The organism is Flagellimonas sp. HMM57, from assembly GCF_021390175.1.
Taxonomy (GTDB): Bacteria; Bacteroidota; Bacteroidia; order Flavobacteriales; family Flavobacteriaceae; genus Flagellimonas.
In genome coordinates, this window is record NZ_CP090004.1 from 1,566,114 (window position 1) to 1,592,946 (window position 26,833).

The window sequence follows — 26,833 nt, forward strand, 5'->3', positions numbered from 1 at the left end:
TTTATAAGTAGGTTTTTTCCGCGCATCCTAACATTATTATAACGTATGATTCAATAAGAGTTCTCTATGGAAAAACCATGTTTAAGATACTCAAACTGCCCAACCTGATCGTTTTCGTTCGAAAATAGGTTTTACAGCCATTAAAGCATCTTGTTCGTTCAAGCGCTAAATTCTAATTATCCTGTTTACTTTTGCAAAATGTTAGAAGACAAAAATCAGCAAAGAACAGCTTTGGAAAATTTGGGTGAATTTGGTTTGATAAAACACCTCACCAAAGATTTTAATTTGAACCATGATTCCTCGGTAGTAGGCATTGGTGACGATGCAGCCGTTTTGGACCTCAACGGAAAAAAAACAGTGCTTACCACGGACATGCTTGTAGAAGGGGTGCATTTTGATTTAAGTTACATGCCCTTGAAGCATTTAGGCTACAAGTCTGTTATCGTTAACCTATCGGATGTATATGCAATGAACGCTCTGGCCACCCAAATAACGGTTTCCATAGCAGTCTCCAACCGATTCCCATTAGAGGCGCTCGAAGAATTTTATGCTGGAGTGGCCATGGCCTGTCAACTTTACAATGTTGATCTGGTAGGAGGCGACACAACTTCATCGACCAGAGGAATGCTCATAAGTATTACCGCTGTGGGTCTAGCTGAAGAAACTGAGCTTGTATATCGGAATGGAGCAAAACCAAACGACCTTTTGGTAGTAAGCGGCGATCTTGGCGGAGCATACCTTGGGCTTCAAGTACTGGAACGTGAGAAAGAGGTCTTTAAGGTCAATCCAAATAATCAACCCGATTTGGAGCCTTACTCTTACATCGTAGAGCGACAGTTGAAACCTGAAGCTAGAAAAGATATTATTGATTTGTTAGAAAAACTTAAGGTAAAACCAACAGCCATGATCGATATTAGTGATGGTTTGTCCTCAGAAATTTTGCATTTATGTGAACAAAGCAATGTGGGCTGTAATCTTTTTGAAGATAAAATTCCTTTGGATCCAACAGTGATATCCGCTTCTGAAGAATTTAAAATGGATTCCACAACAATTGCATTGAGTGGGGGGGAAGATTATGAGTTATTATTCACTATTGACCAAAATGATTTCGAAAAAATAAAGGGCAATCCTAATTTAACGGTTATCGGGCACATGACTTCCAGTAACGAGGGGGCACATTTAATAACAAGAGGAGATACAAAAGTGCCAATATCTGCGCAGGGTTGGAATTCATTTTCAGAATAAAAAATCCCGAAAACCAAGGCATTTCTCGCTAAACGGTCTTGGGGCACGCGACTGAATAGACAAAGCGCTTTCTTGATTTCCGGGAACAGCCCTTGAAATCTTTCTAAAAGAGAAATGTTTTGTTTTAAGCTACTTGAGAAACTTGCTGCCTGTTGTGTCTTTTACGGTACATATCTTCTAAAGTACTATTGATCTCCTGCATTTGAGGAGTCAGTGCAGAGAGTTTGCCACTCACGTCAGTAGTTACCTGTTTTTGACAGTGCAAGCACTTATACTCTTTAATGTGTCCTGTTACTTTTCTAGAAACTACATAATGATGTCCGAAGAGACTGCAAAAGAAAGCGGATAATTTGTTGCCATGGTGGATAGTAGAAGTATTCATAAGCTGGTTTTGTTTGGGAAAGCATTGGTTCGATTTGGGAATCGATACATGCAATAATGTTTTACTGTAATTTTATATTATATGTGTCAATTTTTAATTGGACGATACTTAAGGAACGACTGTTAATAACTTTTTATTTTATGAACTTATTTGTAAGAGCTTTTTTTCGACGAAATACACACTTGCCGACAAAACGTTATATTCGAGCGTTCAAATACACTGCTTAAAGATAGTTTTTTGATTTACTTTAACAAAGAAATTATTAACAACATATGGTTAAGAAATCAATTGCAATAACCGCATTTGCACTTTTCTCTTTATTTTTTGGCGCAGGTAATCTCATTCTTCCTCCACAACTAGGATTTAAATCTGGTGACTTATGGTGGTTAGTGGCTTTAGGGTTCTGTCTTTCTGCGGTACTGATTCCTATATTGGGGATCTTGGCCCATGCCAAATTACAGGGTACCATGTTCGACTTTGCCAAAAAGGTATCCCCAACATTCAGCCTTGTCTATTGTTATATTGTATATGCTATTTCCATATCGTTACCCTCACCAAGAACAGCATCCGTAACGCATGAAATGGCCATTCAACCTATTTGGAACTCTTCTTCCCTTACAACAAGTATTGTTTATTTTGCTTTGGTCTATGTTTTTGTGGTAAATCGTTCCAAAATTTTAGACGTAGTGGGCAAGTTTCTTACTCCGGCAATACTTATCATCTTATTATTGATAATCGGCGCTTCAATTTTTACCTTGGATTTGGATTTTGGGGCCGTAACATTTGCCAGTCCATTTACCCATGGAGTGTTAGAGGGTTACCAAACGTTTGATGCCATTGGTGCAGTGGTCGTAGGTGGGGTTATCATCATCTCTATCAATTTAAAAGATCGTTCTGCCACGTACGAAGCCAAGAAAAACATCATAAGAAAAGCAGGGTGGTTAGCCGGACTTGGTCTTTTTTTAATCTACACAGGACTTATCATTACAGGAGCACTATTCCATGATTCCTTTGATGCTGAGATTTCTAGAACGGGGCTTTTGAGCGGCATAAGTTTAAACATGCTAGGTAGCACCGCAAACCTTTTATTAAGTATTTTAGTGAGCTTGGCTTGTTTTACTACGGCTGTTGGTATTGTAACGGGAACGGCCGACTTTATTAGAGGACGTTTCAATGATTCTAGGCAGGCCTATGGTATTACGGCAATTATTGGGTGTGTCCTTGGAATCTTAATGGGTCAGTTCAATGTGGGTTACATTATTGCCGTAGCCTTACCGGCGCTTATGTTTATTTACCCTATTACTATTGTTCTAATCGTGTTAAATGTAGTGCCAGAACAATATGCTCCCCCAAGGGTTTTTAAAGCAGTTGTCCTAACCACTATAGTATTCAGCATTCCCGATTTTCTGGGAAGTGTTGGTTGGGGAGAATCTATTATAGAAATAACCCAATGGGTGCCACTTAGTCAATTTCATATGGGTTGGGTACTTCCTGCATTGGTTGTTTTTATTTTGGTGAATTTATTTCCAAAAAAGCTTGAATAGGTTTACCGAACTATGCTTTTTTTGTTGCCCTTTCCAACCGATCATTAATGGATTTTCCCAATCCCGTATCAGGAAATCGTTCAGCAACGATCATATCCAAGTCCAATTTATCCATTTTGTGCAAGGTTGCATATAATTTGGAAGTGGCTTCCTTAAGACTTCCTGAACTTGATAAAACTTCTTGATGCGCAAGGTTTGGGTTATCCACTTTCTTATGGAAAAGCAAAGCCCCAATTTTTTTATCAAGTTTGTTGTCTATGAAAGCTTCAACATCATCCACTAAAAACGTTGTTGTATTGGGAGCATAGTGTCGTGATAACATGCCGGGCGCATTGGGCGCATTTTCTTTTTTATTTTTTACTTCGATTTCTCCAATAACATTTATGATATCCTCCATGGCTATGGAACCTAATCTGTACAAAACTGGTTTTCCGTTTTCGAATCCTATAATCGTGGACTCTATCCCATTCTCACAATCTCCCCCATCCAAAACCATGGAAAGTTTGTCTCCAAAATAGTACTCTACATGAAGCGGACTGGTAGGGCTAATGGAACCAAACGGATTTGCACTGGGCGCTGCCAGAGGAAAATCTAGACGTTGCAATAATTCCAACGTAACTGGATGCTTAGGAATTCTCACCGCGACGGTATCTTTTCCTGCCGTGACTAAATCAGGAACCGTATCCTTTTTTGGTAAAATCAAGGTCAGGGAACCGGGCCAAAAAGCCTTGGCCAGCCGTTTTGCTTTATCGGGAACATGGCTTACAATTTCTTCCATGTGCTCTATGGAATCTAGATGTACAATTAAGGGATTGAACAAAGGCCGCCGCTTTAAGTCAAAAATCTTTTTTATGGCTTTTTCACTGTAAATGTTTCCAGCAAGTCCATAAACCGTCTCTGTGGGGATAGCAACCACGTCTTCTGCATTCAAAACTTCAATAGCTTTTGATATGTCCTTGGCTATTCTGGTCATCCTTTGTATTTACTTTTTTGGACGGGCAAAGGTGGGCTATTTTCAATGATTTTGCAAGGGTGCTTCGGCTCCGCTCAGCACGGGCGTTGCTCGTTGTTCAAAAGTGTGTTTTTCTAAAGAAAAAATCAATTTTGCACCAACACTCTTTACCCTTTAACCCAATACCTTTTATCCTTAATCTATCGACCAAAACTTTCTACTGACATCTGGCTTCTGATAACTGAAAACTGACAATCCTCAAGACCCCCTATTCTTCTTATTATAATGATAAATGGCATACGCTATCCCAGCCAAAACTACAAAGGGCAAATAACTGCCAATGGTCACACCTATCTCATAAGCGCTGTCCGGAGCTTCTTTTATTTTTTCTTCAATATTGGGCTGCTGTGCTATTAAAAGGAAAATAGGCTTCATACTTTGATTACATTTTACACTTGAAAACTTAGAGCTTAACAAAAACAATCATTCATTCATCAAGTCTTCAATCTCTTCAACCTCAATAGGAATATTTTTCATCAGATTAATCGGCTCTCCCGTTTCTTGAATTACCACATCATCTTCAATTCTAATCCCCATTTGCTCTTTAGGAATATAAATCCCCGGCTCTACAGTGAATACCATATTGGGTTTCATCGGTGTTTTCAATTCGCCATAGTCATGGGTGTTCAAACCAATATGGTGGCTTGTGCCATGCATAAAGTACTTTTTATAAGCAGGCCAATTTTTATCCTCGTTCTGGACATCGGATTTGTCCAATAGTCCCAATCCCAAAAGTTCGGAAGTCATTATTTTACCGACCTCTTTATGGTACTCTGCCCATAAGGTTCCCGGCACTAAAAGTTTGGTCGCTTCATTCTTTACCCGAAGCACAGCATTGTATACGTCTTTTTGGCGATTCGTGAATTTTCCGTTTGCAGGAATGGTTCTTGTCATGTCGCTAGAATAATTAGCGTATTCCGCACCAACATCCATCAAAATTAAATCCCCGTCCTTTACCTGCTGATTGTTCTCTATATAGTGGAGCACATTGGCATTATTGCCAGAAGCGATAATTGGAGTATAGGCAAATCCTTTGGAGCGGTTACGGATAAACTCGTGCAGGTACTCTGCTTCCATTTCATATTCCCAAACTCCAGGTTCGGTAAATTGCAAAATCCTACGAAATCCTTTTTCGGTGATATCACAGGCTTGCTGCAAAAGCGAAATCTCCTCGGGTTCTTTTACACCTCGTATTTCTTGTAGAATGGGGTTGCTCTTCGCCCATAAGTGCGCTGGAAAGTCTTTTTTGCATTTTGCTATAAAGCGATCCTCCCGTGTTTGGGTCTCCACGGCTTGCCTATAATGTTCGTTGGTGTTGAAGTATATGATTTCCGCTTCGGTCATCAAATCAAAAAAGATTTTATCAAAATCCGATACCCAATAAATCGTTTCGATTCCAGATACTTCTGTAGCTTTTTCCTTCGTCAATTTTTCACCTTCCCAAACAGCAATATGTGCATTGGTCTCACGAACAAATAGTACTTCTCTATGCTTTTTATCCATAGCATCCGGGAAAAGCAACAGAATGGTCTCTTCTTGGTCAGCTCCGCTTAAATAAAAAATATCCCTGTGCTGCTCAAAAGGCATGGTACTGTCCGCGCTAATGGGATAAACATCGTTGGAGTTGAATACCGCAATACTTTTTGGCTTCATTTGTGCCATGAATTTTTTACGGTTCTGTATAAAGAGTTTACTATCTATTTGGTGGTATTTCATAAGGCTAAAATCGATTTCTTCAAAAGTAGTTAATTGCGATACCGAAGACAAATTCATACCTTCCGTATCAAAATTAATCCCTGACTAAATGAAACGGTTTTTACTTCCCTCTTTTATTCTATTTTTTCAACTTGTAATTGGTCAAGAAGCAACTACTTCTGCTGATAAAGTTCTACAGGCTTTAGCGCAAAAAACCAAAATGGCCGAAACCTCTTTGGTTAAAAACATTCCGCTCAAAAATATTGGGCCTTCGGTAATGAGCGGTCGTGTAGTCGACTTGGAAGTCAACCCAGACAACCCAACGGAATTCTACGTAGCTTATGCTTCTGGCGGACTTTGGCACACCAATACGAATGGTATCTCCTTTACTCCCGTAATGGATGAATCCAACACCCAAAATATTGGAGATATTGCGGTGGATTGGGCAGGTGGAACACTTTGGGTAGGTACGGGCGAAAACAATGCTTCACGTTCTTCCTACGCAGGGATTGGCATTCTCAAATCAACCGATAAGGGAAAGACATGGCAAAATATGGGGCTGCCCGATTCCCACCATATTGGTCGGATTTTAATCAATCCTGCAAACCCTGATGAAGTTGTAATTGGCGCGACAGGACATTTGTATACGCCAAACCAAGAACGGGGTGTTTATAAAACCGCAGATGGTGGCCTTACATGGCAAAAAACCCTTTTCGTAGATGATAAAACCGGAATTATCGATGTAGCATATGCCCCTAACAATTTCAATATTCAGTATGCCGCTGCTTGGGAAAAGGATAGAAAAGCCTGGAACTTTACAGGAAACGGTTCTTCTTCGGGAATTTATAAAAGTATCGATGGCGGAAGTAGTTGGACTTTGGTCACAACACAAGAAAGTGGATTTCCCACAGGTGATGGTGTTGGTAGAATTGGCTTGGCCGTTTTTGATGACACTACGGTTTATGCCGTTCATGACAGTCAGTTTAGACGCGAAAAAAAAGCTGTCGAGAAAAAAGATGAGCTCACCAAGGATGATTTTAAATCAATAAGCAAAGAAGCGTTCCTCGCCCTGGACAACAAAAAACTGAATGACTACTTAAAAACCAATGGATTTCAAGAAAAGTATCGGGCAGAAAACGTGAAGCAAATGGTACGCAGCGGAACGGTACAGCCAGTTGACCTTGCAAGATACTTGGAAAACGCCAACTCGCTATTATTTGATACTCCTGTGGTAGGTGCCGAAGTATATCGAAGTGATGATTCTGGGACGACATGGAAGAAAATGAACGAAAACTACATCGACGACCTTTTCTATAGCTACGGTTATTATTTTGCCCAGATACGGGTAAATCCAAGTAATAAGGAGCATATTTATTTAGCAGGTGTTCCTTTGATCAAGTCTGAAGATGGTGGAAACACCTACACATCGATTGGAAAAGAAAACGTACATGCCGACCATCATGCGCTATGGATAAATCCAAAAATGCCCGAACACCTCATCAATGGGAACGATGGCGGCGTAAATATCACGTATGATGATGGTGAAACTTGGATGAAAAACAACTCGCCTAAAGTGGGTCAATTCTATGCCATCAACGTAGATAACGAGAAACCTTATAATGTCTATGGTGGGCTGCAAGACAATGGGGTCTGGAAGGGTGCACATAACAATGACGACAATAGACTTTGGCACCAGACGGGAAAGAATCCTTGGGAAATGATCATGGGTGGTGATGGCATGCAAGTTCAGATAGACGATAGGGATTCCGATGTGGTCTATACTGGTTTTCAATTTGGAAATTACTATCGCTTGAATTTGGAAACTGGTGCCAGAAAATACATTCAACCCAAACACGAGTTAGGCGAATCTCCCTACCGATTTAATTGGCAGACACCCATTTTATTGTCAAAACACAATCAGGATATTGTGTATTTGGGCGGAAACAAATTGCACCGCTCCTTAAATCAAGGTGATGATTGGGAAGCAATTTCCGATGATTTGACCCAAGGCGGAAAAAAGGGAAATGTGGCTTATGGAACCTTAACTACCGTTTCAGAGTCTCCATTTAAGTTTGGTCTTTTATACACGGGCAGTGATGACGGATTGGTGCATATATCCAAAAATGGAGGCGGAAGTTGGGAAAATATCTCCTCTAGCTTTCCAAAAAATTTATGGGTGACCGAAGTGGCTGCATCCAAACATAAAAAGGAACGGGTTTATGCAACACTTAACGGATACCGTTCCGATGATTTTACAACGTATGTTTTTATGAGTGATGATTATGGTAAAAGTTGGAAGGGCATTTCAAATAACATCCCAACTTCTCCAGTAAATGCTTTGGTGGAAGACCCAGAGAATGAAGATTTATTATTTGTTGGTACCGATAATGGGTTATATGTAAGTTTTGATCGTGGGGAATCTTGGGAATTGTTCCAAAATGGAATCCCCAATGTAGCTGTACACGACTTGGTCATACAACCAGAAGCCAAACATCTCTTGGTAGGGACACATGGTCGAAGTATATATAAGGTTGATATAAAAGCACTCCAGCAAGTTACTGCAGAAGTACTTTCCAAAGCCTTAATGGTCTTCGATGTTGAAAATATAAAGCATTCCAAAAATTGGGGAAATTCTTGGAGTTCTTGGAGGAAACCAAATACGCCCGGATTGGATGTTACCTTTTATAGTGCGAAGGAAGGAAGCTATATTGCAAAGGTGAGCACTGCCAAAGGTACCGAAGTAAGCTATACTGAAATGGAAGCCAGTAAAGGACTGAACCTACTTTCTTACGATTTGGCCTTTACCAAAAAAGGAAAAAGCAATTTTCTGAAGAAAAACAAAATGAAGTTGACGGAAGCTAAGAACGGAAAGACCTATCTTCCCAAAGGGGATTATTTTATTGAGGTTTCTGGAGATGGGCAAACGGAAAAGATTGAATTCAAAATTGAATAACCACCTTAAATTGAATGTTTCTGTGTTGCCTTCGACTCCGCTCAAGGAACTGATCTATGCTTCGACTCCGCTCAGCATTCGCATCCAACTATATACAATCAAAAGAAATTTAGACTAAATGCACCTTACCTTAAGTATTCCAGCGCTTCTTTTTCCGGCAATTTCCCTGACCATGTTGGCCTATAATGCCCGCTATTTGGCGATAGCAGCTTTAATTAGACAGTTGCACAAGCAATATTCCGAGGATGCTACATCACCCTTAAAAAAACAGATTTCACAATTACGCAAAAGATTGGGAATCATTAAAAATATGCAGGCCATGGCCATCATAAGCTTCTTGCTGGCAGTAATCACCATGTCCCTGATTTATGTGGAACTCACTATTTGGGCCAACATTGTTTTTGGAGCCAGTTTAATAGCGCTGATGATTTCATTGCTTTTATCACTGATTGAAGTACAGTTATCTACAAAGGCTTTGGGTATTCAGTTGAACACTATGGAGAAATAACGTTAGGTATAATCGTTAAATTATCTTTATTCGAAATATTGAGCATCAAGATTATTTAAGTTTTCTTTAACAAAAAGTCAGAAACTTTACCCAAGACGGCAATCTAATCCTTTCACACAAAATTTCACGATATTAATATCTTTACTATCACTTTTTAAATACAGTTTTTGCTATGAAACGTGTAAGGGACATTGCTTTTTTTAAGAAGATAAGGCAGATAAGGGAATATGAATTTGGTATGTTCTATTTCTTCGACAGTCTGGTCATATCAGAAATAAACAATGGGGTAACTTTTAATTGGAACATGGCCAAAAAGGTAGTGGATGCCGCTCATGAATTTTATGGGAAAGACATTTCCGTTGCTTACATTTCCAACAGGGTCAATGATTATTTTGTAGTTCCGGGAGATTGGGCAAAATTTTATAAAAATAGACACCAACTCAATTTTTATTCTGTTGTAGGAAACACTAAGGGTAGTTTTACAAGCCTTCTACTTGAGCGTATGTTCTTTCAAAATTCCATACGGCAATTTTCCGATTTGGAGGAAGCCATTGCTTGGAGCCTCGACAAAATTTCTAAACAAAAGGAAACGGCTTCACTAATTACCAATATTTCTTCCCAAATGGAATAATGCGTCCCCTTGATTTACCACAGCTTGATGGTTTACGCAGAAAACATGTCCATCAAAAGGTGCTTTTATTTTTTTTGGCTTTTTAGCATAGGTATCTGTAATCATTCCCAAAACCTGACCTTTTAAAACGCTGCTTCCATTTTCAACTTCTGGAATGAACATACCTGCTTTTGAAGCACGAATCCATCGCGTTGCATCAAAATGAACTGATTTATTTTTTGGAGCTTTTCCAGAAATCATCTTCATCCTGACCAAGATATTTTTTATTCCCTGAACACTTACTTCTATTGATTTTTCATCAAAACGCATACTTTCCCCACCTTCGTAAACCAGTATTGGTTTGTTCATTTTAAATGCAGTTTTTCTAAAAGAGCCCGCTATCAACCTTGATGGGAAACAAAAGGGTGCATTGAACATTTCTGCCAAATCCTTACTTTTTTCGTCTTCTTGGGTATACCTCACTTGAGGGAAATTGTGCTTAAATCCTCCACCAGTGTGCAAATCGATACCAAAATCGATTTGAGGTAAAATTTCGTTGGTGTAATGATACGCAATCCTACTGGCCAGAGAGCCGTTACGACTTCCCGGAAAACTACGGTTAACATCTTTGCCGTCCGGCACATCTCTTGAAAAGTGTATAAATCCGAATACATTTAAAATGGGAACAACAATCACAGCTCCTTTTTTAATCTTGAATTGCCCATCCTGCAACATCCTGCGAAGCGTTTCAACACCATTGATTTCATCGCCATGCAACCCCGCTTGTACCAATACGGTAGGGCCTTCTTTTTTGCTGTTAAAAACATGTACCGGAATATCTATCAGTGTGCCTGTGGGCAAACGGGCAATAGTAATATGGACAAGTTTGTTCTGCCCTGCCGAAATGGTGGTTCCGTTTATATGAATGTCCTTACTTTCTTCTTCTATATCCATTTTTCTCTACAAATTGAATAATCTGCTTTGCAACATTTACTCCTGTAGCGGCCTCTATTCCCTTTAGGCCTGGCGAAGCGTTCACTTCTAAAAGAACGGGGCCTTTTTTAGACCTCATAAGATCTACCCCTGCTACACCCAGGCCCAAATGCTTGGTCGCGTTCAAGGCAATAAACTGTTCTTTAGCAGTTGGTTTTATGGCCACTGCATCCGCTCCCCTATGTACATTGGACCTAAAATCGTCAAAATCGCTGGTCCGTTTCATGCTTGCAACAACTTTGTTGCCCACAACAATGATGCGAATATCCTCGCCGTTGGCTTCCTCAATATATTGTTGCAAGAGAATACTTGTATCCATTTTGTAAAAAGTGTCTATTATTGACTTTGCCGACTTTTTACTTTCTGCCAAAATAACTCCCAGTCCTTGAGTGCCTTCTTGCAATTTTATAATTACAGGCGGTCCTCCCAACAGTTTTATCTGCTTATCAATATTATCCGGGTTGATGGAAAACACGGTCTCTGGAATGGGAATACCCTTTCTTGCCATAATCTGAAGAGTCCGCACTTTGTTTCTGGCACGTGTTATACCCAAGGAACGAGCAGTACTGAAAACATTGTTCATTTCAAACTGTTTTACAATCGCTGCACCATGACGGGTCACCTTGGCCCCAATTCGGGGAATGATAGCATCAAACTCGCCTGTTACATCTTCATCGTCCAAATAGATTCTGGGCTTGTCATCCCCTAACTTTACCGAGCATTTGGTGTGGTCTATCAGTTCTACATAATGCCCTGCATTTTGTGCTTCTTCAACTATTCTTCTAGTAGAGTGTACATTAAGGCTAACGGATAAAATGGCAATGTCCACAGGATTTACTTCAGTAGTTTTAAACTTGCCTTCAATATCGGTAAAATTTATAATATGGCTGATTTACATTATTGATAAAATAGAATAGTGGACTTGCTGCTATAGGCGTTAGGCTAATCCAATTTCGGGAAGCGTAATCTCGATCAGGGTCCCCAAGGATTCGTTTGAAGATTTATCCACTAAATCTTGAATGGTATATTGATAAGACCTACCTACTTTTTTTGAAAACAATTCCAACCTGTCCCTAACCAAAGTAAGCCCCAAAGATTGTTTTTTAAAAGAGTTTTCAGCGTTTCGTGCTTGGGTGACCTTTCTACCGACTCCATTGTCCTTTATTTTTATCGCTAAGGTTCCCATAGTTTTGCCTCTTTCAATATGTAGGCTCAATAATTTCTTTCCTTTTTTAGTAGAAAGCCCATGCCATATGGCATTTTCTACAAAAGGTTGTAAAATAAGCGCAGGTACCTGCACCTCATCCAAAGCAATCTCGTCCTCCACATCAATAGAAAAATCAATATCATTTTTAAATCGATCACTTTCTATTTCAACATACATCTTCAGAATATCCAGCTCTTCTTTTAGTGAAATCTGTTCCTTTCTAGAACTCTCTAAAATACTTCGTATCAGTTTGGAGAACTTGGTCAAGTAAAAAATGGCTTTTTCCCTATTGTTCTCTATAAAGTACGATTTAATGGAGTTGAGCGCATTGAATATAAAATGAGGGCTCATTTGGCTTCGTATTGCATTGAGCCGAAGTTGTGAAAATTTGTTCTCAAACTTCATGGTCAATTTTTCCGTACGCTCCCGTTGTGCCTCGGCGGTAATATCTTCAATCTCAAATCGGGTTTGACTCAATTCTTCAGATAGGGTTCTATTTATGCTTTCCTTTATCGTTTGATTTTCTTCTAATTGTTTTATATACTTCTCCTGTACTACCGCCTTTTCATCATAAACAATTTTCTGTTCCAACCCAATAGCAAGGGCAAACAAAAGGCTTTCTATTAAAATACCTATGTAAAAAATATACAGTGTCTGGCTATTCGCAACTAAGTTTTGAAATGAATAGAGAAAAATTATAAAGTACGTAGTCGCCAAAACAAGCATACCGCTCAGTATATACCATTTAATGGCCATCTTTTGTTTGTATACCAAATAGAGCACCCAGAAAAAGACCAAATACCCTACAGGTATGAAAACAAATGCATGAAAATAGTCTATCAAAAATGAACCTGTGTCAACTATGTACAAACTCCATAGAATTAAGTATACAACACCCAATACCAAATAATAATAATTAATGATTTTAATGGCTTTGGGGTAGCTGCTTTTTAGCTGCATAATCTCCAAAATAAAATAGGTGAACAAAATGGTTCCAAATAGTTGAGATGGATAATGTGACCATTGAACAAAACTTTTACCAGCTACGGTATCAAAAAAATCCGAAAAGAATACGCCATCAATATATTTAAGAAGCGTGATACCATTGATAAATGTGTACAAACTATATAGCAGGTAAAACCTTTTTTTATGTTGAAAATATTGAATGAGAAAAAAGACGCACAAGTAAAACAGGACTGTAACAACTAAAAAGCCAAAACCGTTTTCATTGCTGTTCTCTAGAAAACCTATGATACCCTCTTGCTCTGCCATACTATTTTTAAAGGGCCATTTTGTTTAAAAATGCTTCTTTTTTAAGTCGGGATACTGGGATTTTTTTCTTGTTGGATAGCACCACATAGTTTTCTGCCCGCAGATATTCTGTCACTTTTAAGGTATGTATAATATAAGAATTGTGTACCCTAAAAAAAGTGGAATCGGTCAACATATCTTCCAATTCTTTTAGTTTTTTGGAAACATAAAGACTTTCTGAAGATTCCAGATAGATTTTAGAATAATTACCATCAGATTCACAATAGACTATCTCGTTGGTACGAATAAACAGTATTTTCCCATTTACGGGAATCTGGAGCATTTGTGGTGTACTTGCTTTGGAAAGCGCGTCTATGGTTTCCTTAAAGTGAAGGTGAAAGCTATCCGTGTCGTTTGTTTTTTTTAGTTTTTCAATAACCTCCTTTATCTCATCCCCATCAATTGGCTTTAACAAATAATCCAGAGCACTTTCTTTTATGGCCTGAATGGCATATTGGTTATACGCCGTTGTAATAATGACAGCAAAATTTCGATAATCCAATTTCTGTAATAAGGTAAACCCATTCATTTCGGGCATTTCTATATCCAAAAAAACACAATCTGGCTTTAGGTAATTGATTCCAGAAAGTGCTTCTCTAGCGGAGGTAAATGTTTCTACTACTGTAATTACATCCGAAAATTTTTGCAGTTCCCAAGTCAGGCTGTTTATGGCAGCCATTTCGTCATCTACTACGATTGCTCTCATCATAACGTCAAGTTTTGATTCAAAATACATGCTGCAAGCAACAATAAGTCAGATATTATTACCAATGACCCATATTGATGTACAAATGGTAGCAGGACCGTATCAGCTGCAAAATGAGGTTTTAACTCGTTAAATATTCCAGTTATACACTAAAAGTACGCACAAATAAATTGGTTGGCACATAGTATCATCATCGTCAAAAGCTTTGTAAGCGTGCATTCTACTTTCGAAACCTCAACTATAAATATTCATTATGAAAACGAGAAGAATCAAAAGTTTAATTCATTTAGTCATAGTGGGGCTATTGATAGCATCATGTTCTGCCGAAGATGGTGAAACTGGACCTGCAGGTCCTGCTGGCCCACAAGGTGAACAAGGACCAGCTGGCGCCGATGGCGCAGACGGAGCTCAGGGCGAACAGGGAGAGACAGGTACGGCCAATGTAATTTATTCAGATTGGATTCCCAATGGTTTTACGCCGGGTGGTGGAATACTACAAAAGTTAAGTACGCTTGCAAGTGCTGAAGAGATAACTAGTTTGGGTGTCGACTTAGAGACGAGCACCGTTTTGGTATATGGTAGAGGCGATGTTTTAATTTTTAACGGCGTCGAAGTATTCCCACTCCCATATGTCACTGGATCTGGAATCCGATATACCTATACTATTAATGGAGGTGAAATCAGATTGGCCGGTATAGCTCCCAGTGGGGAAAACAATGATTTTGATATATTCGATGATTACAGATACATCATAATTCCTGGAGAGATTCCCGTGGACACTTCTGGTCCGGGAGGCATAACCACCAAAAATGGTTCTTTGGATTATTCAAAGATGTCTTATGAAGAAGTTATCGAACTTTTCGGTATAGAAGAATAAATAAACTAGGCTCCCAGATATCTCTGAGAGCCTTTCTTTAGTTGAAATAGCTCCCAAAAAAAGTTCAAAAAATGAAAATCATGAAAAAAATAGTATTTCTTTTAGTGCTGGTATCGTACTTCAGTTTCGGTCAAAACTCACCGTCCATTCGAGTAATAGGTAGAGCTGTTCATATTGATAAAACACCTCTTTTTAAAGGTTCGGTTACTTTGAGCGCAGCATACTCAAGCCTTCCTTCCGAAGCGATTACATTGATACAAATGAGAGAAAAATATGATGCCGTACTGAAAGACAACGGACTTTCGTTAGCACAGTTGAAAGAAGACAAATTTGCTTACGAAGCATTAGGGTATGATAAAGAAGGTACTATCTATGAATTTGAAACACCTTTGTTGGAAGAGTTTCGAAAATTCATGAAATCCAAATCCTTTGGGGTACAACGGCTACAATTTGACCAGAACATTACCCTTGATGCGGAAGAAATTGCATCGCTTTCCAAAAAGGCCTTTGAAAACGCAAAGGAGAAAGCAGCAGCGATGGTCAAAAATATTGAATCGGATTTAGGGAAAGTAATCTGCATAGAGGACAGCAGAAATTATTTGAATGAAGAAATCCCTAGAGGGCTATATTATGACAAACCTATTGGTCATTATCAATATGAAATAATGGTGACATTTGCTTTGAAGGACGATTAAAACAGTATACAATGTAACCTTTTAAATTTTTCTCTTCAGCATAAGCTTGTAAAGTTGTTTAACCTATAATACCAGCCCTTTTAAAAAGGGCTCTTTTTTTGTTGAAGGTTATACTTCTTTTTATATCTCAAACCCAATACAAATTCAACAAATACAATCCCACCTTATAATCAATCTAAATAAGGCCCCTTGTCTTGTTGAAAGCTTGTTAAAAACTTACCTGTGCCGTAAATTTGTAGGTAAAACCAGCACTAATGAGTGGATTGATAAAATCTTCGATTGCCCGTAAAGTAGTGATGGCACTCTCGGGTCTTTTTCTAGTAATTTTTCTTGTTTTACACGTTACCATCAATTTTGCCTCTGTAATAGCTCCAGAGTTTTTTAACGAAGCTTCCCATTTTATGGGGTATAACCCTTTGGTGCAATATCTTATGCAACCAATTCTTATTATTGGTGTAATAGTGCACTTTGTAATGGGCTTTGTACTTGAAATTCAAAATAGAAATGCCCGAGGTGTTGGCTATGTTAAATATAAAGGTAGCGCAAATGCCCCTTGGGTATCCAGAAATATGATTTACTCAGGTTTGGTGGTGCTTGCGTTTTTAGGGTTGCACTTCTATGACTTTTGGATTCATGAAATGACCTATAAATACATTCAGGCCAACCCTGAAGATCCAACACGTTATTATGCCGAGACCGTAGAAAAATTTGCTCCTTTTTGGCGAACTATTATTTACGTAGTCTCTTTTGTATTGCTAAGCCTTCATTTATGGCACGGGTTCGCATCATCGTTCCAGAGTATGGGTGTCAACAACAAGTACACTCCAGCCATCAAAACTTTTACAAAATTATTCGCAGTGGTCGTACCTCTAACTTTTGCTTTTATAGCATTGTACCACCACCTTAACCCAATAACACACTAATTATGGGAGTATTGGATTCTAAAGAGCCACAAGGACCATTGGCCAATAAATGGACAAAGCATAAAAACGAAATAGACCTGGTTAACCCTGCCAACAAACGTAATATTGATATCATCGTGGTTGGTACTGGTTTGGCAGGAGGTTCGGCTGCAGCAACCTTGGCCGAATTAGGATACAACGTAAAAACATTCTGTTACCAAGATTCACCAAGAAGGGCCCATTCCATTGCTGCGCAAGGTGGTGTAAATGCCGCCAAGAACTATCAAGGTGATGGGGATAGTGTTTATCGTCTGTTCTACGATACCGTAAAAGGTGGGGATTATCGTTCCCGTGAATCCAATGTGTATCGTTTGGCAGAAGTTTCTACCAATATTATTGACCAATGCGTTGCCCAAGGTGTTCCTTTTGCACGTGAGTATGGTGGTCTATTGGACAACCGATCGTTTGGTGGAGTTTTGGTGTCAAGAACATTCTATGCCAAAGGACAAACAGGACAACAATTGTTGTTGGGTGCTTACGCTGCAATGAACCGACAGATTCAAAGAGGAAAAATAAAATCCTATACCAGACATGAGATGTTGGATTTGGTCTTGGTCGATGGAAAGGCTAGAGGAATCATTGCAAGGGATTTGGTGAATGGAGAAATTGAAAGACATTCTGCTCATGCAGTGGTATTGGCTACAGGAGGATACGGAAATCTATTCTTCCTATCAACCTATTGTATGGGAGCCAATGTAATGGCGGCCTGGAAGGCACACAAAAAAGGGGCTTTCTTTGCCAATCCATGTTTTACACAGATTCATCCAACATGTATTCCTGTTTCGGGAGACCATCAGTCCAAACTGACCTTAATGTCAGAATCTTTACGTAATGATGGCCGTATTTGGGTTCCAAAACGTTTGGAAGATGCCCAAGCCATTCGTGAAGGCAAATTGAAACCGACCCAATTGGGCGAAGAAGAACGTGATTACTATTTGGAAAGACGTTATCCCGCATTCGGAAATTTAGTGCCCAGAGATGTTGCTTCAAGAGCGGCAAAAGAGCGTTGTGACGCAGGTTTTGGAGTTAACAAAACCGGTGAGGCCGTTTACTTGGATTTCTCTGCAGCAATCATGCGCTATGGAAGAGAAAAGGCACTAACATCAGGAATGAAAGATGTTGATGACAATACCATTCGCGAACTAGGTGAAAAAATCGTAGAGGCCAAATACGGTAACCTCTTCCAGATGTATGAAAAAATAGTGGATGAAAATCCATACAAAACCCCAATGATGATTTATCCCGCGGTTCATTATACCATGGGCGGTCTTTGGGTAGATTACAATCTGCAAACCACTATACCCGGTTGCTATGCAGCTGGAGAAGCCAATTTCAGCGATCATGGTGCCAACCGCCTTGGTGCCTCCGCATTGATGCAAGGTCTGGCAGATGGCTATTTTGTATTGCCTTACACTATTGGAGATTATTTATCCGATGATATTAGAACAGGACCAATTCCTACGGACTCTCCTGAGTTTGATGCCGCTGAAAAAAATGTTACGGACAGACTTCAAAAACTCATGTCGGGCACAGGAATACATTCCGTTGATTATTACCACAAGAAATTAGGTAAGATCATGTGGAACAAATGTGGAATGTCCCGTAATGCAAAAGAATTAAAAGAAGCCATCAAAGAGATTGCCGAGTTGCGGAAGGACTTTTGGGAGAACGTAAAAATTCCAGGCAGTCCAGATGGAAAGAACCAAGAACTTGAAAAAGCGGGAAGAGTAGCCGATTTCTTGGAACTGGGAGAACTCTTTGCAAAAGATGCTTTAGAACGCAACGAATCCTGTGGAGGACACTTTAGGGAAGAATACCAAACTCCCGAAGGAGAAGCGTTACGTGACGACGAAAACTTCAAATTTGTATCTGCATGGGAATATATGGGAGAACCAAGCGATGCAAAACTGCATAAAGAAGATTTGGTCTACGAAAACATTAAAGTGAAAACACGTTCTTACAAATAAAAATAGCTATGAAATTATATTTGAAGATTTGGAGACAAAAGAACGCTTCCACCAAAGGTCAGATGGTAGATTATACCCTGAATGGTGTGGAAAGCGATATGTCTTTTTTAGAAATGTTGGATATCCTCAATGAAGAACTTATCTCTAAGGGGGAAGAACCCGTGGAATTTGACCATGATTGTCGTGAAGGTATCTGTGGTACATGCTCGTTAATGATCAATGGTCGCCCGCATGGACCCGATTCCAGAATTACCGTATGCCAGTTGCATATGCGCAGTTTCAATGACGGTGATGAAATCGTAATCGAGCCATGGAGGGCAAAAGCGTTCCCTGTAGTCAAAGATCTTATTGTAGATAGAACCGCTTTCGATAGAATTCAACAAGCAGGAGGTTATATTTCTGTAAATACGTCTGGACGACCTGTAGATGCCAATGCCATTCCCATTGAAAAGGATATGGCCGATAAGTCGTTCAACGCAGCCACTTGTATTGGTTGTGGTGCCTGTGTTGCCGCCTGTAAAAATGCAAGTGCCATGTTGTTTACCTCAGCTAAAGTTTCACAATTTGCGCTGCTACCACAAGGTCAGGTAGAAGCTGTTGAACGTGTTGAGAACATGGTTCGCCAAATGGATTTGGAGGGCTTTGGAAATTGTACCAATACTGGAGCTTGCGAAATTGAATGTCCTAAAGGAATTTCTTTAGAGAATATTGCACGGATGAACCGCGAATATCTTTTTGCAAGCGTGAAGGGATAAGATATAAAACCCAAGAATTTAGGCCTGGACTTTACTAAAGTTCAGGCTTTTTTATTTACCATACTGATAAACAGTGGATAACAACAACTCTTCTATCTTTCAAAAAAGTAGGTTTTTTTGAATTTTTGAAGGAAAATACATAATAAACTGTCTTGTTTAGTAGTTATTAGAACAGTTCCTTAGCACATATCATGAAAGTCATGCAAAGAAACTTGGCTACAATCGCCGAGTTGGAATCCTTTACACTTGATTTTACTCCAAGTGTTATTTTTCTATTTATGTCGCCCTCATTCAAAAATAAGGCAGGTTTTATTGAAATCTTGAATGGGAAGTTTCCACATGCCATAAAATTTGGATGCTCTACCTCAGGTGAAATATTAGGAAACCATGTGTTTGATGGCACAGTTTCACTTACGGCCGTACACTTTGAAAAAACTTCTCTGAACATAGCAGAAATCCATCTGAACGATTTTGACCAAGATAGCTATCAAGTAGGGCACGAGCTTTATAAACAACTTGAAGCAGACAACCTTAGACATATTATGGTGCTAAGCGATGGTTTACATGTAAACGGAGCCGAATTGGTAAAGGGGTTACAGGAAAACTCTCCCGATACGGTTACCATAACCGGTGGACTGGCCGGTGATGCTGCGGACTTCAAAGAAACTTTTTTGATCTGTAGCAAATATATCAAATCAAAAAGGGTCATTGGCCTTGGCTTCTATGGTGATAATCTCAAAATTGGATTTGGGTCCAAAGGTGGATGGGACAGTTTTGGCCTGGAACGTTTGGTAACCCGTTCCAAAAACAACATTCTTTATGAATTGGACGGAGAACCTGCCCTAAAGCTCTACAAATCTTTTCTCGGCGATAAAGCGAAACAATTACCAAGTTCTGGTTTGTTATTTCCATTGAGCATGCGTGGAGATGATAACAAAACTCCCGTGGTGAGAACCATTCTGGGCATTGATGAAAAAGAACAAAGCCTCACTTTTGCGGGTGATATCAACCAAGGGTCATATGTACGGTTAATGAAAGCCAATGTAGATCGTTTGATAGATGGGGCCGAAAAATCGGCAGAAGTGACCAAAAATAGTATTGATGGAGATTGCCAACTTGCATTTTTAATTAGCTGTGTAGGCAGGAGACTTGTACTAAAACAAATGGTAGAAGATGAAATTGAAGCAGTAAACAATGTTCTTGGAAAACAAGTATATACCACTGGCTTCTATTCTTATGGTGAAATAGCTCCTTTTAAAAAGTCGACACCATGTACATTACATAATCAAACCATGACCATTACCACATTTTCAGAATGAAACAAAATTACCATAGACTACTTAGAAGGCAGTTAAAAAAAGCTGGACTGGATAAAGAAGATAATCCAAAACTTGATGGTTTTTTAGCACTTGTGGACCAAGCCTATCATGAATTCAATGCCGATTATTCGCACCTTGAGAATATTCTTGAAATGAGTTCACAAGAACTCTATTCGACCAATAAAAAACTAAAAAACCATGTAGAGAAAATTACCGGTAAACTTGAAAATGTTGCCAATAATATACAGGAAGTCATTTTTGAGACGGACCTTATAGGCAATTGGCAATATCTTAACCCAGCATGGGAAAAATTAACGGGGTTTAAAGTACGTGATTGTCTGGGACACCCTTTTTCCAATTTCATTGAAAACCTTGACGAAAAAGATAGGGCTACTTTAAATAAACTGAGCCAAGGTCTCATAAAAGAGCTCAACGAGATTGTTACGGCACGCACAAGTGATGGTGAAAAAAAATGGTTAGATGTTTCCATAAAGCTCGTTCATGACAAAGAAGACAATCCCACAGGATATATTGGCAGTATTGTTGACATAACGGAGCAAAAAAACATACAGTTGGCCCTAATAGAGGCCAAGGACAAAGAAATGAAAGCAAATAAGGCCAAGGATGAATTTTTGTCCACTATTTCCCATGAAATACGAACGCCGTTGAATGCCGTCATCGGTATTAGTCATTTGCTTCTTTTGGAAAATCCTAAAGAATCCCAAATAGAGAACCTTACAGCGCTCAACTATTCATCTGAGCACTTGGTAGGTCTTGTAAACGATATCCTCGATTTCAATAAAATAGAAAGCGGCAATATTGTATTGGAAAAGTCCATATTCAGTCTTGAAAATATTCTAAAGGCAGCAGAAAGCACCTTTGGAAGCATGGCGAGGGAAAAAAACATCAAATTTCGAATTGAACAAGACAGCCCTTTGCCGAGTTGCCTTATAGGCGATTCTGTCCGTATTTCACAGATTATAACAAACCTGGTCGGCAATGCAATAAAGTTTACCGAAAAGGGCTCTGTAATCTTAAAATTGGAAGAGCTCCATAGAGATTCAAAAGAGATTAAAATTAAATTCGACGTTATCGATACCGGAATCGGGATAGCAGCGGAAAAACAAGATAGCATTTTTGATGCCTTTGTTCAGGCCAATTCGAACACCACAAGAAAATTTGGAGGTTCTGGTCTTGGTTTGGCCATTTGTAAAAAACTGCTCCAGATTATGGATACCGATTTAAGGCTTCAAAGTGCTTATGGAGAGGGTACTACTTTTTCGTTTACCCTTGACCTCGAAATACATAATGGTTCCAACACTAAAAAGAACGGTTCTAAACCCGAGCTCTCCAACCTTACCGCACTAGATGGTATTTCGGTCTTGGTTGCCGAAGACAATACATTGAACATTCTGGTCATCAAAAAATTTCTTTCTAAATGGAAAGTCAATTTTGATATCGCTGAAAACGGAAGTATTGCCGTTAAAAAAGCAAGCCAGAAAAATTATGATTTTATTCTAATGGATTTGCAAATGCCCGTTATGAACGGCTATGAAGCTTCAAGAAAAATACGCCAATCCACAAATCCGCATAATATAGATATTCCGATTATAGCCCTTTCAGCATCACCTCCTGCCGATGTGGAAAATGATATCCGCAAATACGGAATGGATGGTCATATCAGTAAACCTTTTGACCCCATAGAGCTTCATCAAACCTTAAAACGCATAAAATCGCTATCATCCAAAATATTGTAGTACCCTAGTTTTCTTTTATAAGGACATTAGAATTGCACTTCTGTTTTTGCTATCTTGGACTATGCCCAAAAACTATTCCGAAGAACGCATAAAAGTTCCCCGTTTTAATGAAGAAGCCGGGTTTTATACCACTCCCCAGCGTTCCAAGATCATGAGTAAGATCAGAGGCAAGAACACAAAACCTGAACTTGCCTTTAGAAAAGCGTTATGGGCCGCTGGTTATCGATACCGAATTGACTATAAAAAACTAATAGGAAAGCCAGATATTGTTTTGAATAAATACAAAACTGCCATTTTTATCGATGGTGAATATTGGCATGGCCATAATTGGGAAGAACGAAAAACCAAGATAAAGACCAACCGTGAGTTTTGGATTCCAAAAATTGAACGGAATATTCAAAGGGACAAGGAAGTAAACCAAGAATTGAAGCGTTTGGGATATACCGTATTTCGATTTTGGGAAAGCGAGGTCAAAAAAAACCTTGAAACGTGTTTACAAGAAGTAATCCTACATATAGAAAATCATCAATAGCATGATACATACCAATTCTAAATTACCCAATGTGGGCACCAATATATTTACCTATATTGGCAGGTTGGCCAATGAACATAATGCCGTGAATTTATCACAAGGGTTCCCAGATTTTAGCCCAGACCCAAAACTATTACAGCTTGCGGACAATGCATTAAAAAATGGGTACAACCAATATGCACCAATGCAGGGTACTTTTACCCTTCGTGAAACCATTTCGGAGAAAATTGAAAAACTATATGGAAAAATATATCATCCAGAGTCTGAAATAACAATTACAGCTGGCGCTACGCAAGCAATTTTTACTTCAATTTCTACTTTTGTTCAACAAGATGATGAAGTAATTATCTTAAAACCTGCTTATGATTGCTACGAACCTGTTGTTGAACTTTTTGGTGGCAAGATGGTTCCTATCCAATTAGAAGGTCCTGATTTTAAATTGAACTGGGATACTTTTAAATCTGTTATTGGTCCAAAAACAAAAATGGTCGTTATCAATACACCGCACAACCCAACGGGTACGATTTGGTCTGAGAGTGATATGCTCCGGCTTCAAGAGATTTTAAAGGATACCAATATTATTTTACTGAGCGATGAGGTTTATGAGCATATTGTTTTTGATGGCGAAAAGCATCAGAGTGCGGCTAAGTTTCCAGGTTTGGCTTCAAGAAGTATCATTTGCTCCTCTTTTGGAAAAACTTTTCACATTACTGGCTGGAAAGTAGGTTATTGTGTGGCTCCAAAAGCATTAATGCAAGAATTTCAAAAAGTACATCAGTTTAATGTATTCTGTATCAACCATCCCATGCAGAAAGCATTGACCAACTACCTAAAAACACCAGCGCATTATCTTGGTCTGAATTCTTTTTATCAAGCAAAGCGAGATTATTTCCTATCTGCCATTAAAGATTCAAAATTTAAGGTAATACCTACTTCTGGGACTTATTTTCAATTATTGGATTATTCTGATATCACTATGGAAGCTGATACAGATTTTGCTGAGCGGCTCATCAAAGAACGTCAATTGGCAAGTATTCCCGTATCTGTCTTTAACTTGGATGGAAAAGATGACAAACAGCTTCGTTTTTGTTTTGCAAAGACAGATGCCGTTCTTGACCAAGCTGCCAGAATATTAAATCAAATTAAATAGGTACTAAAGTTCCTTCTTAATAACGGTATATGCTTGCAAAATATCGTTTAAGGGCAACTCGAAATCTTGATATTCCGGCGATTTATTTAGATTCTGACAGTACATCGTTTTCTTTTCACTATCTATATCTGTAACCCATTTACAGATAATTCTATCCTTACAAACAAGCACATAAGCTTTGTTCCATAAGGTTTCGTCTTTATCCATGAGGGCTTTGTCCTGTAATTTTAAACCTAGGACCACTGCTTTATTTGGAATTGCCTCGATACTGCCGTTATTCATGGAATCTCCGGTAATTTCAAAGGCTCTGAGACTTTCATCGGGCAAAAAATCAAGAATAAAGCCTGTCTGAAACGTATCTTTGTCGTGAGCATTTTCTGCTAAATCGTCTAAAAAAGCTTTTTGATATTCTGTCAAGACCAACGGTACCATGACAAGATGCTTGCCGTGATCTAAAGGGTAAAAAATACTCCCTTTTTTGGTAAAAGGTTTTCTTTTGGTATAAGTTGCCTCGCTTTCATTAACCTCTTGTAGATACAATTCAGCTATGCTTAAATCGAAAAAAGTAGCGATTTTTGTAAGATTCTTTATAGGAATGTTCGCGTTCTTCTTTTCATAAAGCTGTATCGTTCTTAGGCTTACGCCAATCTCTTTGGCCAAATCTGATTGGCTCATATTTTTTTTGCTCCTCAAATGCTTTATTGCGTACATATTATTACTATATTGTGTAGTATTATTACGCATATAAAAGTGTGCGCAGCAATGAACCACATTTTCTGTAATTGAATTACAAATCAAATATAGAAAATAGGATTTGACCCCAGTAAAATAATTAAGAAACGTACAAATTATTGAATATGGGTTCTATGAAAAACTTTGGTCTTGTGATAAATAGCGAAAATATTTTTTTGGAGGAAGATTACGGAAAACCAATTGATGAAAAACTTGCAATAATTCTGCGCAGAAACGCATCTAAAGATGATTTTGCCAATATTGCCATACGAAGCAATGTTAGTTTTTCTACCATACGAGATGTGGTATACAGGACAAATAGTCTCACCAAATCCAATGCAAAGGCAATATCGTTGTTAATTCATGCTGCTTATGAAAACTCCATTGCTTACAAGCTTCAGGCAGAGGGGGACATTCTTTTTTTGGATACCCTTTTAAAAGTCTAGTCGTAACAGCCAATCTGTTTGCTTATCTGTTCCAATGATAAAGGAGTGGGTTCCAAATTTTACAAATCCATGTTTTTCATAGAATTCAATGGCTTTTGTATTGTGCTCCCAGACACCCAACCAAATATAGTTTTTACGCTCATTCTTTGCCAGTTCTATAATGCTATGCATCATCCATGTTCCAATGCTCTTGCCCTGGTGCGTATTGACCACATAAATTCGTTCTACCTCTATGGATGCTGCATCGTTAATATCTGTTTGAGCCCCTTTTTCATTTAGTTTGAAGTAGCCCACCAAAACCCCATCATCATAGACAAAATAAAAACGTGAGTTTATGTTTTTTATCTCGGAGAGGATTTTAGATCTATCGAACGCCCTAGTTATATAATCCTCTAAATCTTCCGTTTTGTTTCCCTCTTTGAAAGTATTTGCAAAAGTTTCTTTGGAAATGGTTATCAATGTTTCTAAATCCGCTTCTGTGCACCTACGCAAATTCAAGTTCATTGCAAGTCGTTTTCTGCCCTAAAATATTCAAAAAAAAAAGAGCCTAACAAATTGTTGGCTCTTAAATTCTTTCGTGTCTTTACTCTTAAAGCATAAATAGCTTTTTTATCAACAGCATAAATCCAGTGAAGAAGTCATTTCGGTAAACTTGGATATTTTCATCCAATTTAGTTTGGTTTGCCATGGTATAATGTTTTAAGGTATTAATTTGGGTAAAAAAAATCACATAACCAAATATACTCGAATGAAACTTTCATCGAAAAAATTTGTTGTGTAACGGTACTTTTTTGTGGTGAACAAACTTATCGGTATCTGCTATATATTCATTTCGGGAATAGTCCCTTCAACAATCATATTTCCAGCTGTTGCATTAGCTATTTCTTCTACCGAAACACCTGGTGCCCTTTCCAAAAGTTTAAACCCTTTTGTAGTAACTTCCAGCACAGCGAGATTGGTAACGATTTTTTTTACACAGCCTACTCCCGTTAGCGGAAGCGTACATTCTTTGAGCAATTTTGATACGCCCGCTTTGTTTGTATGCATCATGGCCACAATAATATTCTCTGCAGAGGCTACCAGATCCATGGCGCCACCCATTCCCTTGACCATTTTCCCAGGAATTTTCCAGTTAGCAATATCTCCGTTTTCCGCAACTTCCATAGCTCCTAAAATGGTAAGGTCTACATGTTGCCCCCTGATCATCCCAAAGCTTGTAGCAGAGTCGAAGAAAGAAGCTCCTGGCAATGTGGTTATCGTCTGTTTTCCTGCATTAATGATATCAGCATCCTCTTCACCTTCGAACGGAAAGGGACCCATGCCCAAAACGCCGTTTTCACTTTGAAATTCCACGCTTATATCTTCCCGCACAAAATTAGCGACCAAGGTAGGAATTCCTATTCCTAGGTTTACATAGTAACCGTCTTTCACCTCTTGCGCAATTCGTTTTGCTATTCCGTTTTTATCAAGCATAC

General features: G+C 38.8%; 25 protein-coding genes. 15 read left to right on the forward strand and 10 right to left on the reverse strand.

The genetic code is table 11. The annotated features are described in order from the left end of the window. Positions 1–198: 198 nt before the first annotated feature. The gene (gene thiL / locus LV716_RS06975) at positions 199–1,245 is read left to right on the forward strand and encodes a thiamine-phosphate kinase (RefSeq protein ID WP_163417031.1); all 1,047 of its coding nucleotides are present in this window, start codon (positions 199–201) and stop codon (positions 1,243–1,245) included. A 654-nt stretch (positions 1,246–1,899) separates the two neighbouring features. Beyond that, positions 1,900–3,171, forward strand: coding sequence for a branched-chain amino acid transport system II carrier protein (gene brnQ / locus LV716_RS06985; protein WP_163417032.1), 1,272 nt, complete (start codon positions 1,900–1,902; stop codon positions 3,169–3,171). Between the two features lie 10 nt (positions 3,172–3,181). Here the strand turns inward: brnQ and LV716_RS06990 are convergent, their stop codons facing one another. The 3 genes from LV716_RS06990 to LV716_RS07000 all read right to left on the reverse strand — a co-directional run bounded on the left by LV716_RS06990 (position 3,182) and on the right by LV716_RS07000 (position 5,899). Further along, positions 3,182–4,144, reverse strand: coding sequence for an L-threonylcarbamoyladenylate synthase (locus LV716_RS06990; RefSeq protein WP_163417033.1), 963 nt, complete (start codon positions 4,142–4,144; stop codon positions 3,182–3,184). A gap of 237 nt (positions 4,145–4,381) precedes the next feature. Continuing rightward, positions 4,382–4,558 carry a hypothetical protein gene (locus LV716_RS06995; protein ID WP_163417034.1) on the reverse strand — a complete coding sequence of 59 codons (177 nt, stop codon included), beginning with the start codon at positions 4,556–4,558 and terminating at the stop codon, positions 4,382–4,384. 48 nt (positions 4,559–4,606) lie between these two features. Continuing rightward, a complete protein-coding gene (locus LV716_RS07000) occupies positions 4,607–5,899 on the reverse strand; it encodes an aminopeptidase P family protein (protein WP_163417891.1) in 1,293 nt (430 codons plus the stop codon). Positions 5,900–5,987: 88 nt separating this feature from the next. Here LV716_RS07000 and LV716_RS07005 point away from each other — a divergent pair, with 88 nt between their 5' ends. The 3 genes from LV716_RS07005 (at position 5,988) to LV716_RS07015 (ending at position 9,970) form a co-directional block, all read left to right on the forward strand. Next, on the forward strand, positions 5,988–8,831 hold the full coding sequence (locus LV716_RS07005; RefSeq protein ID WP_163417035.1) for a sialidase family protein: 2,844 nt from the start codon (positions 5,988–5,990) through the stop codon (positions 8,829–8,831). 118 nt (positions 8,832–8,949) lie between these two features. Then, positions 8,950–9,339 (forward strand): DUF2721 domain-containing protein, encoded by a 390-nt coding sequence (locus LV716_RS07010; protein ID WP_163417036.1) that lies wholly within the window; start codon positions 8,950–8,952, stop codon positions 9,337–9,339. 172 nt (positions 9,340–9,511) lie between these two features. Continuing rightward, positions 9,512–9,970, forward strand: a complete 459-nt coding sequence (locus LV716_RS07015) for a hypothetical protein (protein WP_163417037.1) — start codon at positions 9,512–9,514, stop codon at positions 9,968–9,970. Here LV716_RS07015 and LV716_RS07020 read toward each other — a convergent pair. The 4 genes from LV716_RS07020 to LV716_RS07035 all read right to left on the reverse strand — a co-directional run bounded on the left by LV716_RS07020 (position 9,938) and on the right by LV716_RS07035 (position 14,169). Further along, complete coding sequence (locus LV716_RS07020) at positions 9,938–10,903, reverse strand: succinylglutamate desuccinylase/aspartoacylase family protein (RefSeq protein ID WP_163417038.1); 966 nt, start codon at positions 10,901–10,903, stop codon at positions 9,938–9,940. The genes LV716_RS07015 and LV716_RS07020 overlap by 33 nt on opposite strands. Then, positions 10,881–11,771 (reverse strand): RimK family alpha-L-glutamate ligase, encoded by an 891-nt coding sequence (locus LV716_RS07025; RefSeq protein ID WP_163417039.1) that lies wholly within the window; start codon positions 11,769–11,771, stop codon positions 10,881–10,883. The genes LV716_RS07020 and LV716_RS07025 overlap by 23 nt, the downstream gene beginning before the upstream one ends. Positions 11,772–11,879: 108 nt before the next feature. Next, positions 11,880–13,421 carry a sensor histidine kinase gene (locus LV716_RS07030; protein ID WP_163417040.1) on the reverse strand — a complete coding sequence of 514 codons (1,542 nt, stop codon included), beginning with the start codon at positions 13,419–13,421 and terminating at the stop codon, positions 11,880–11,882. Positions 13,422–13,428: 7 nt separating this feature from the next. Beyond that, entirely contained in the window at positions 13,429–14,169 is a 741-nt protein-coding gene (locus tag LV716_RS07035; protein ID WP_163417041.1) for a LytTR family DNA-binding domain-containing protein, read from the reverse strand. 250 nt (positions 14,170–14,419) lie between these two features. On the opposite strand from LV716_RS07035, the gene LV716_RS07040 reads away from it, so the two are divergent. The 9 genes from LV716_RS07040 to LV716_RS07080 all read left to right on the forward strand — a co-directional run bounded on the left by LV716_RS07040 (position 14,420) and on the right by LV716_RS07080 (position 24,180). Continuing rightward, entirely contained in the window at positions 14,420–15,043 is a 624-nt protein-coding gene (locus LV716_RS07040) for a collagen-like protein (RefSeq protein WP_163417042.1), read from the forward strand. 80 nt (positions 15,044–15,123) lie between these two features. Beyond that, positions 15,124–15,738: a hypothetical protein gene (locus LV716_RS07045; protein WP_163417043.1), complete on the forward strand. Its 615-nt coding sequence runs from the start codon at positions 15,124–15,126 to the stop codon at positions 15,736–15,738. Between the two features lie 254 nt (positions 15,739–15,992). Then, a complete protein-coding gene (locus LV716_RS07050) occupies positions 15,993–16,661 on the forward strand; it encodes a succinate dehydrogenase cytochrome b subunit (protein WP_163417044.1) in 669 nt (222 codons plus the stop codon). 2 nt (positions 16,662–16,663) lie between these two features. Beyond that, entirely contained in the window at positions 16,664–18,667 is a 2,004-nt protein-coding gene (locus LV716_RS07055) for a fumarate reductase/succinate dehydrogenase flavoprotein subunit (protein ID WP_163417045.1), read from the forward strand. A gap of 8 nt (positions 18,668–18,675) precedes the next feature. Next, a complete protein-coding gene (locus LV716_RS07060; RefSeq protein ID WP_163417046.1) occupies positions 18,676–19,422 on the forward strand; it encodes a succinate dehydrogenase/fumarate reductase iron-sulfur subunit in 747 nt (248 codons plus the stop codon). Positions 19,423–19,622: 200 nt separating this feature from the next. Continuing rightward, entirely contained in the window at positions 19,623–20,741 is a 1,119-nt protein-coding gene (locus tag LV716_RS07065; protein WP_205600107.1) for an FIST signal transduction protein, read from the forward strand. After that, complete coding sequence (locus LV716_RS07070) at positions 20,738–22,498, forward strand: ATP-binding protein (protein ID WP_163417048.1); 1,761 nt, start codon at positions 20,738–20,740, stop codon at positions 22,496–22,498. Before LV716_RS07065 ends, LV716_RS07070 begins: the two co-directional genes overlap by 4 nt. 61 nt (positions 22,499–22,559) lie before the next feature. Next, a complete protein-coding gene (locus tag LV716_RS07075) occupies positions 22,560–23,030 on the forward strand; it encodes a very short patch repair endonuclease (RefSeq protein WP_163417049.1) in 471 nt (156 codons plus the stop codon). 1 nt (position 23,031) lies between these two features. Continuing rightward, positions 23,032–24,180 carry a methionine aminotransferase gene (locus LV716_RS07080; RefSeq protein ID WP_163417050.1) on the forward strand — a complete coding sequence of 383 codons (1,149 nt, stop codon included), beginning with the start codon at positions 23,032–23,034 and terminating at the stop codon, positions 24,178–24,180. 3 nt (positions 24,181–24,183) lie between these two features. Here the strand turns inward: LV716_RS07080 and LV716_RS07085 are convergent, their stop codons facing one another. Beyond that, positions 24,184–24,924: a helix-turn-helix transcriptional regulator gene (locus tag LV716_RS07085; RefSeq protein WP_317167633.1), complete on the reverse strand. Its 741-nt coding sequence runs from the start codon at positions 24,922–24,924 to the stop codon at positions 24,184–24,186. 122 nt (positions 24,925–25,046) lie between these two features. Here LV716_RS07085 and LV716_RS07090 point away from each other — a divergent pair, with 122 nt between their 5' ends. Beyond that, positions 25,047–25,358 (forward strand): hypothetical protein, encoded by a 312-nt coding sequence (locus LV716_RS07090; RefSeq protein WP_163417052.1) that lies wholly within the window; start codon positions 25,047–25,049, stop codon positions 25,356–25,358. Here the strand turns inward: LV716_RS07090 and LV716_RS07095 are convergent. Both LV716_RS07095 and LV716_RS07100 read right to left on the reverse strand, forming a co-directional pair. Then, the gene (locus LV716_RS07095; RefSeq protein ID WP_163417053.1) at positions 25,347–25,862 is read right to left on the reverse strand and encodes a GNAT family N-acetyltransferase; all 516 of its coding nucleotides are present in this window, start codon (positions 25,860–25,862) and stop codon (positions 25,347–25,349) included. The two genes, LV716_RS07090 and LV716_RS07095, sit on opposite strands and share 12 nt — an antisense overlap. A gap of 315 nt (positions 25,863–26,177) precedes the next feature. Continuing rightward, the gene (locus LV716_RS07100) at positions 26,178–26,831 is read right to left on the reverse strand and encodes a 3-oxoacid CoA-transferase subunit B (RefSeq protein WP_163417054.1); all 654 of its coding nucleotides are present in this window, start codon (positions 26,829–26,831) and stop codon (positions 26,178–26,180) included. Positions 26,832–26,833 lie beyond the last annotated feature (2 nt).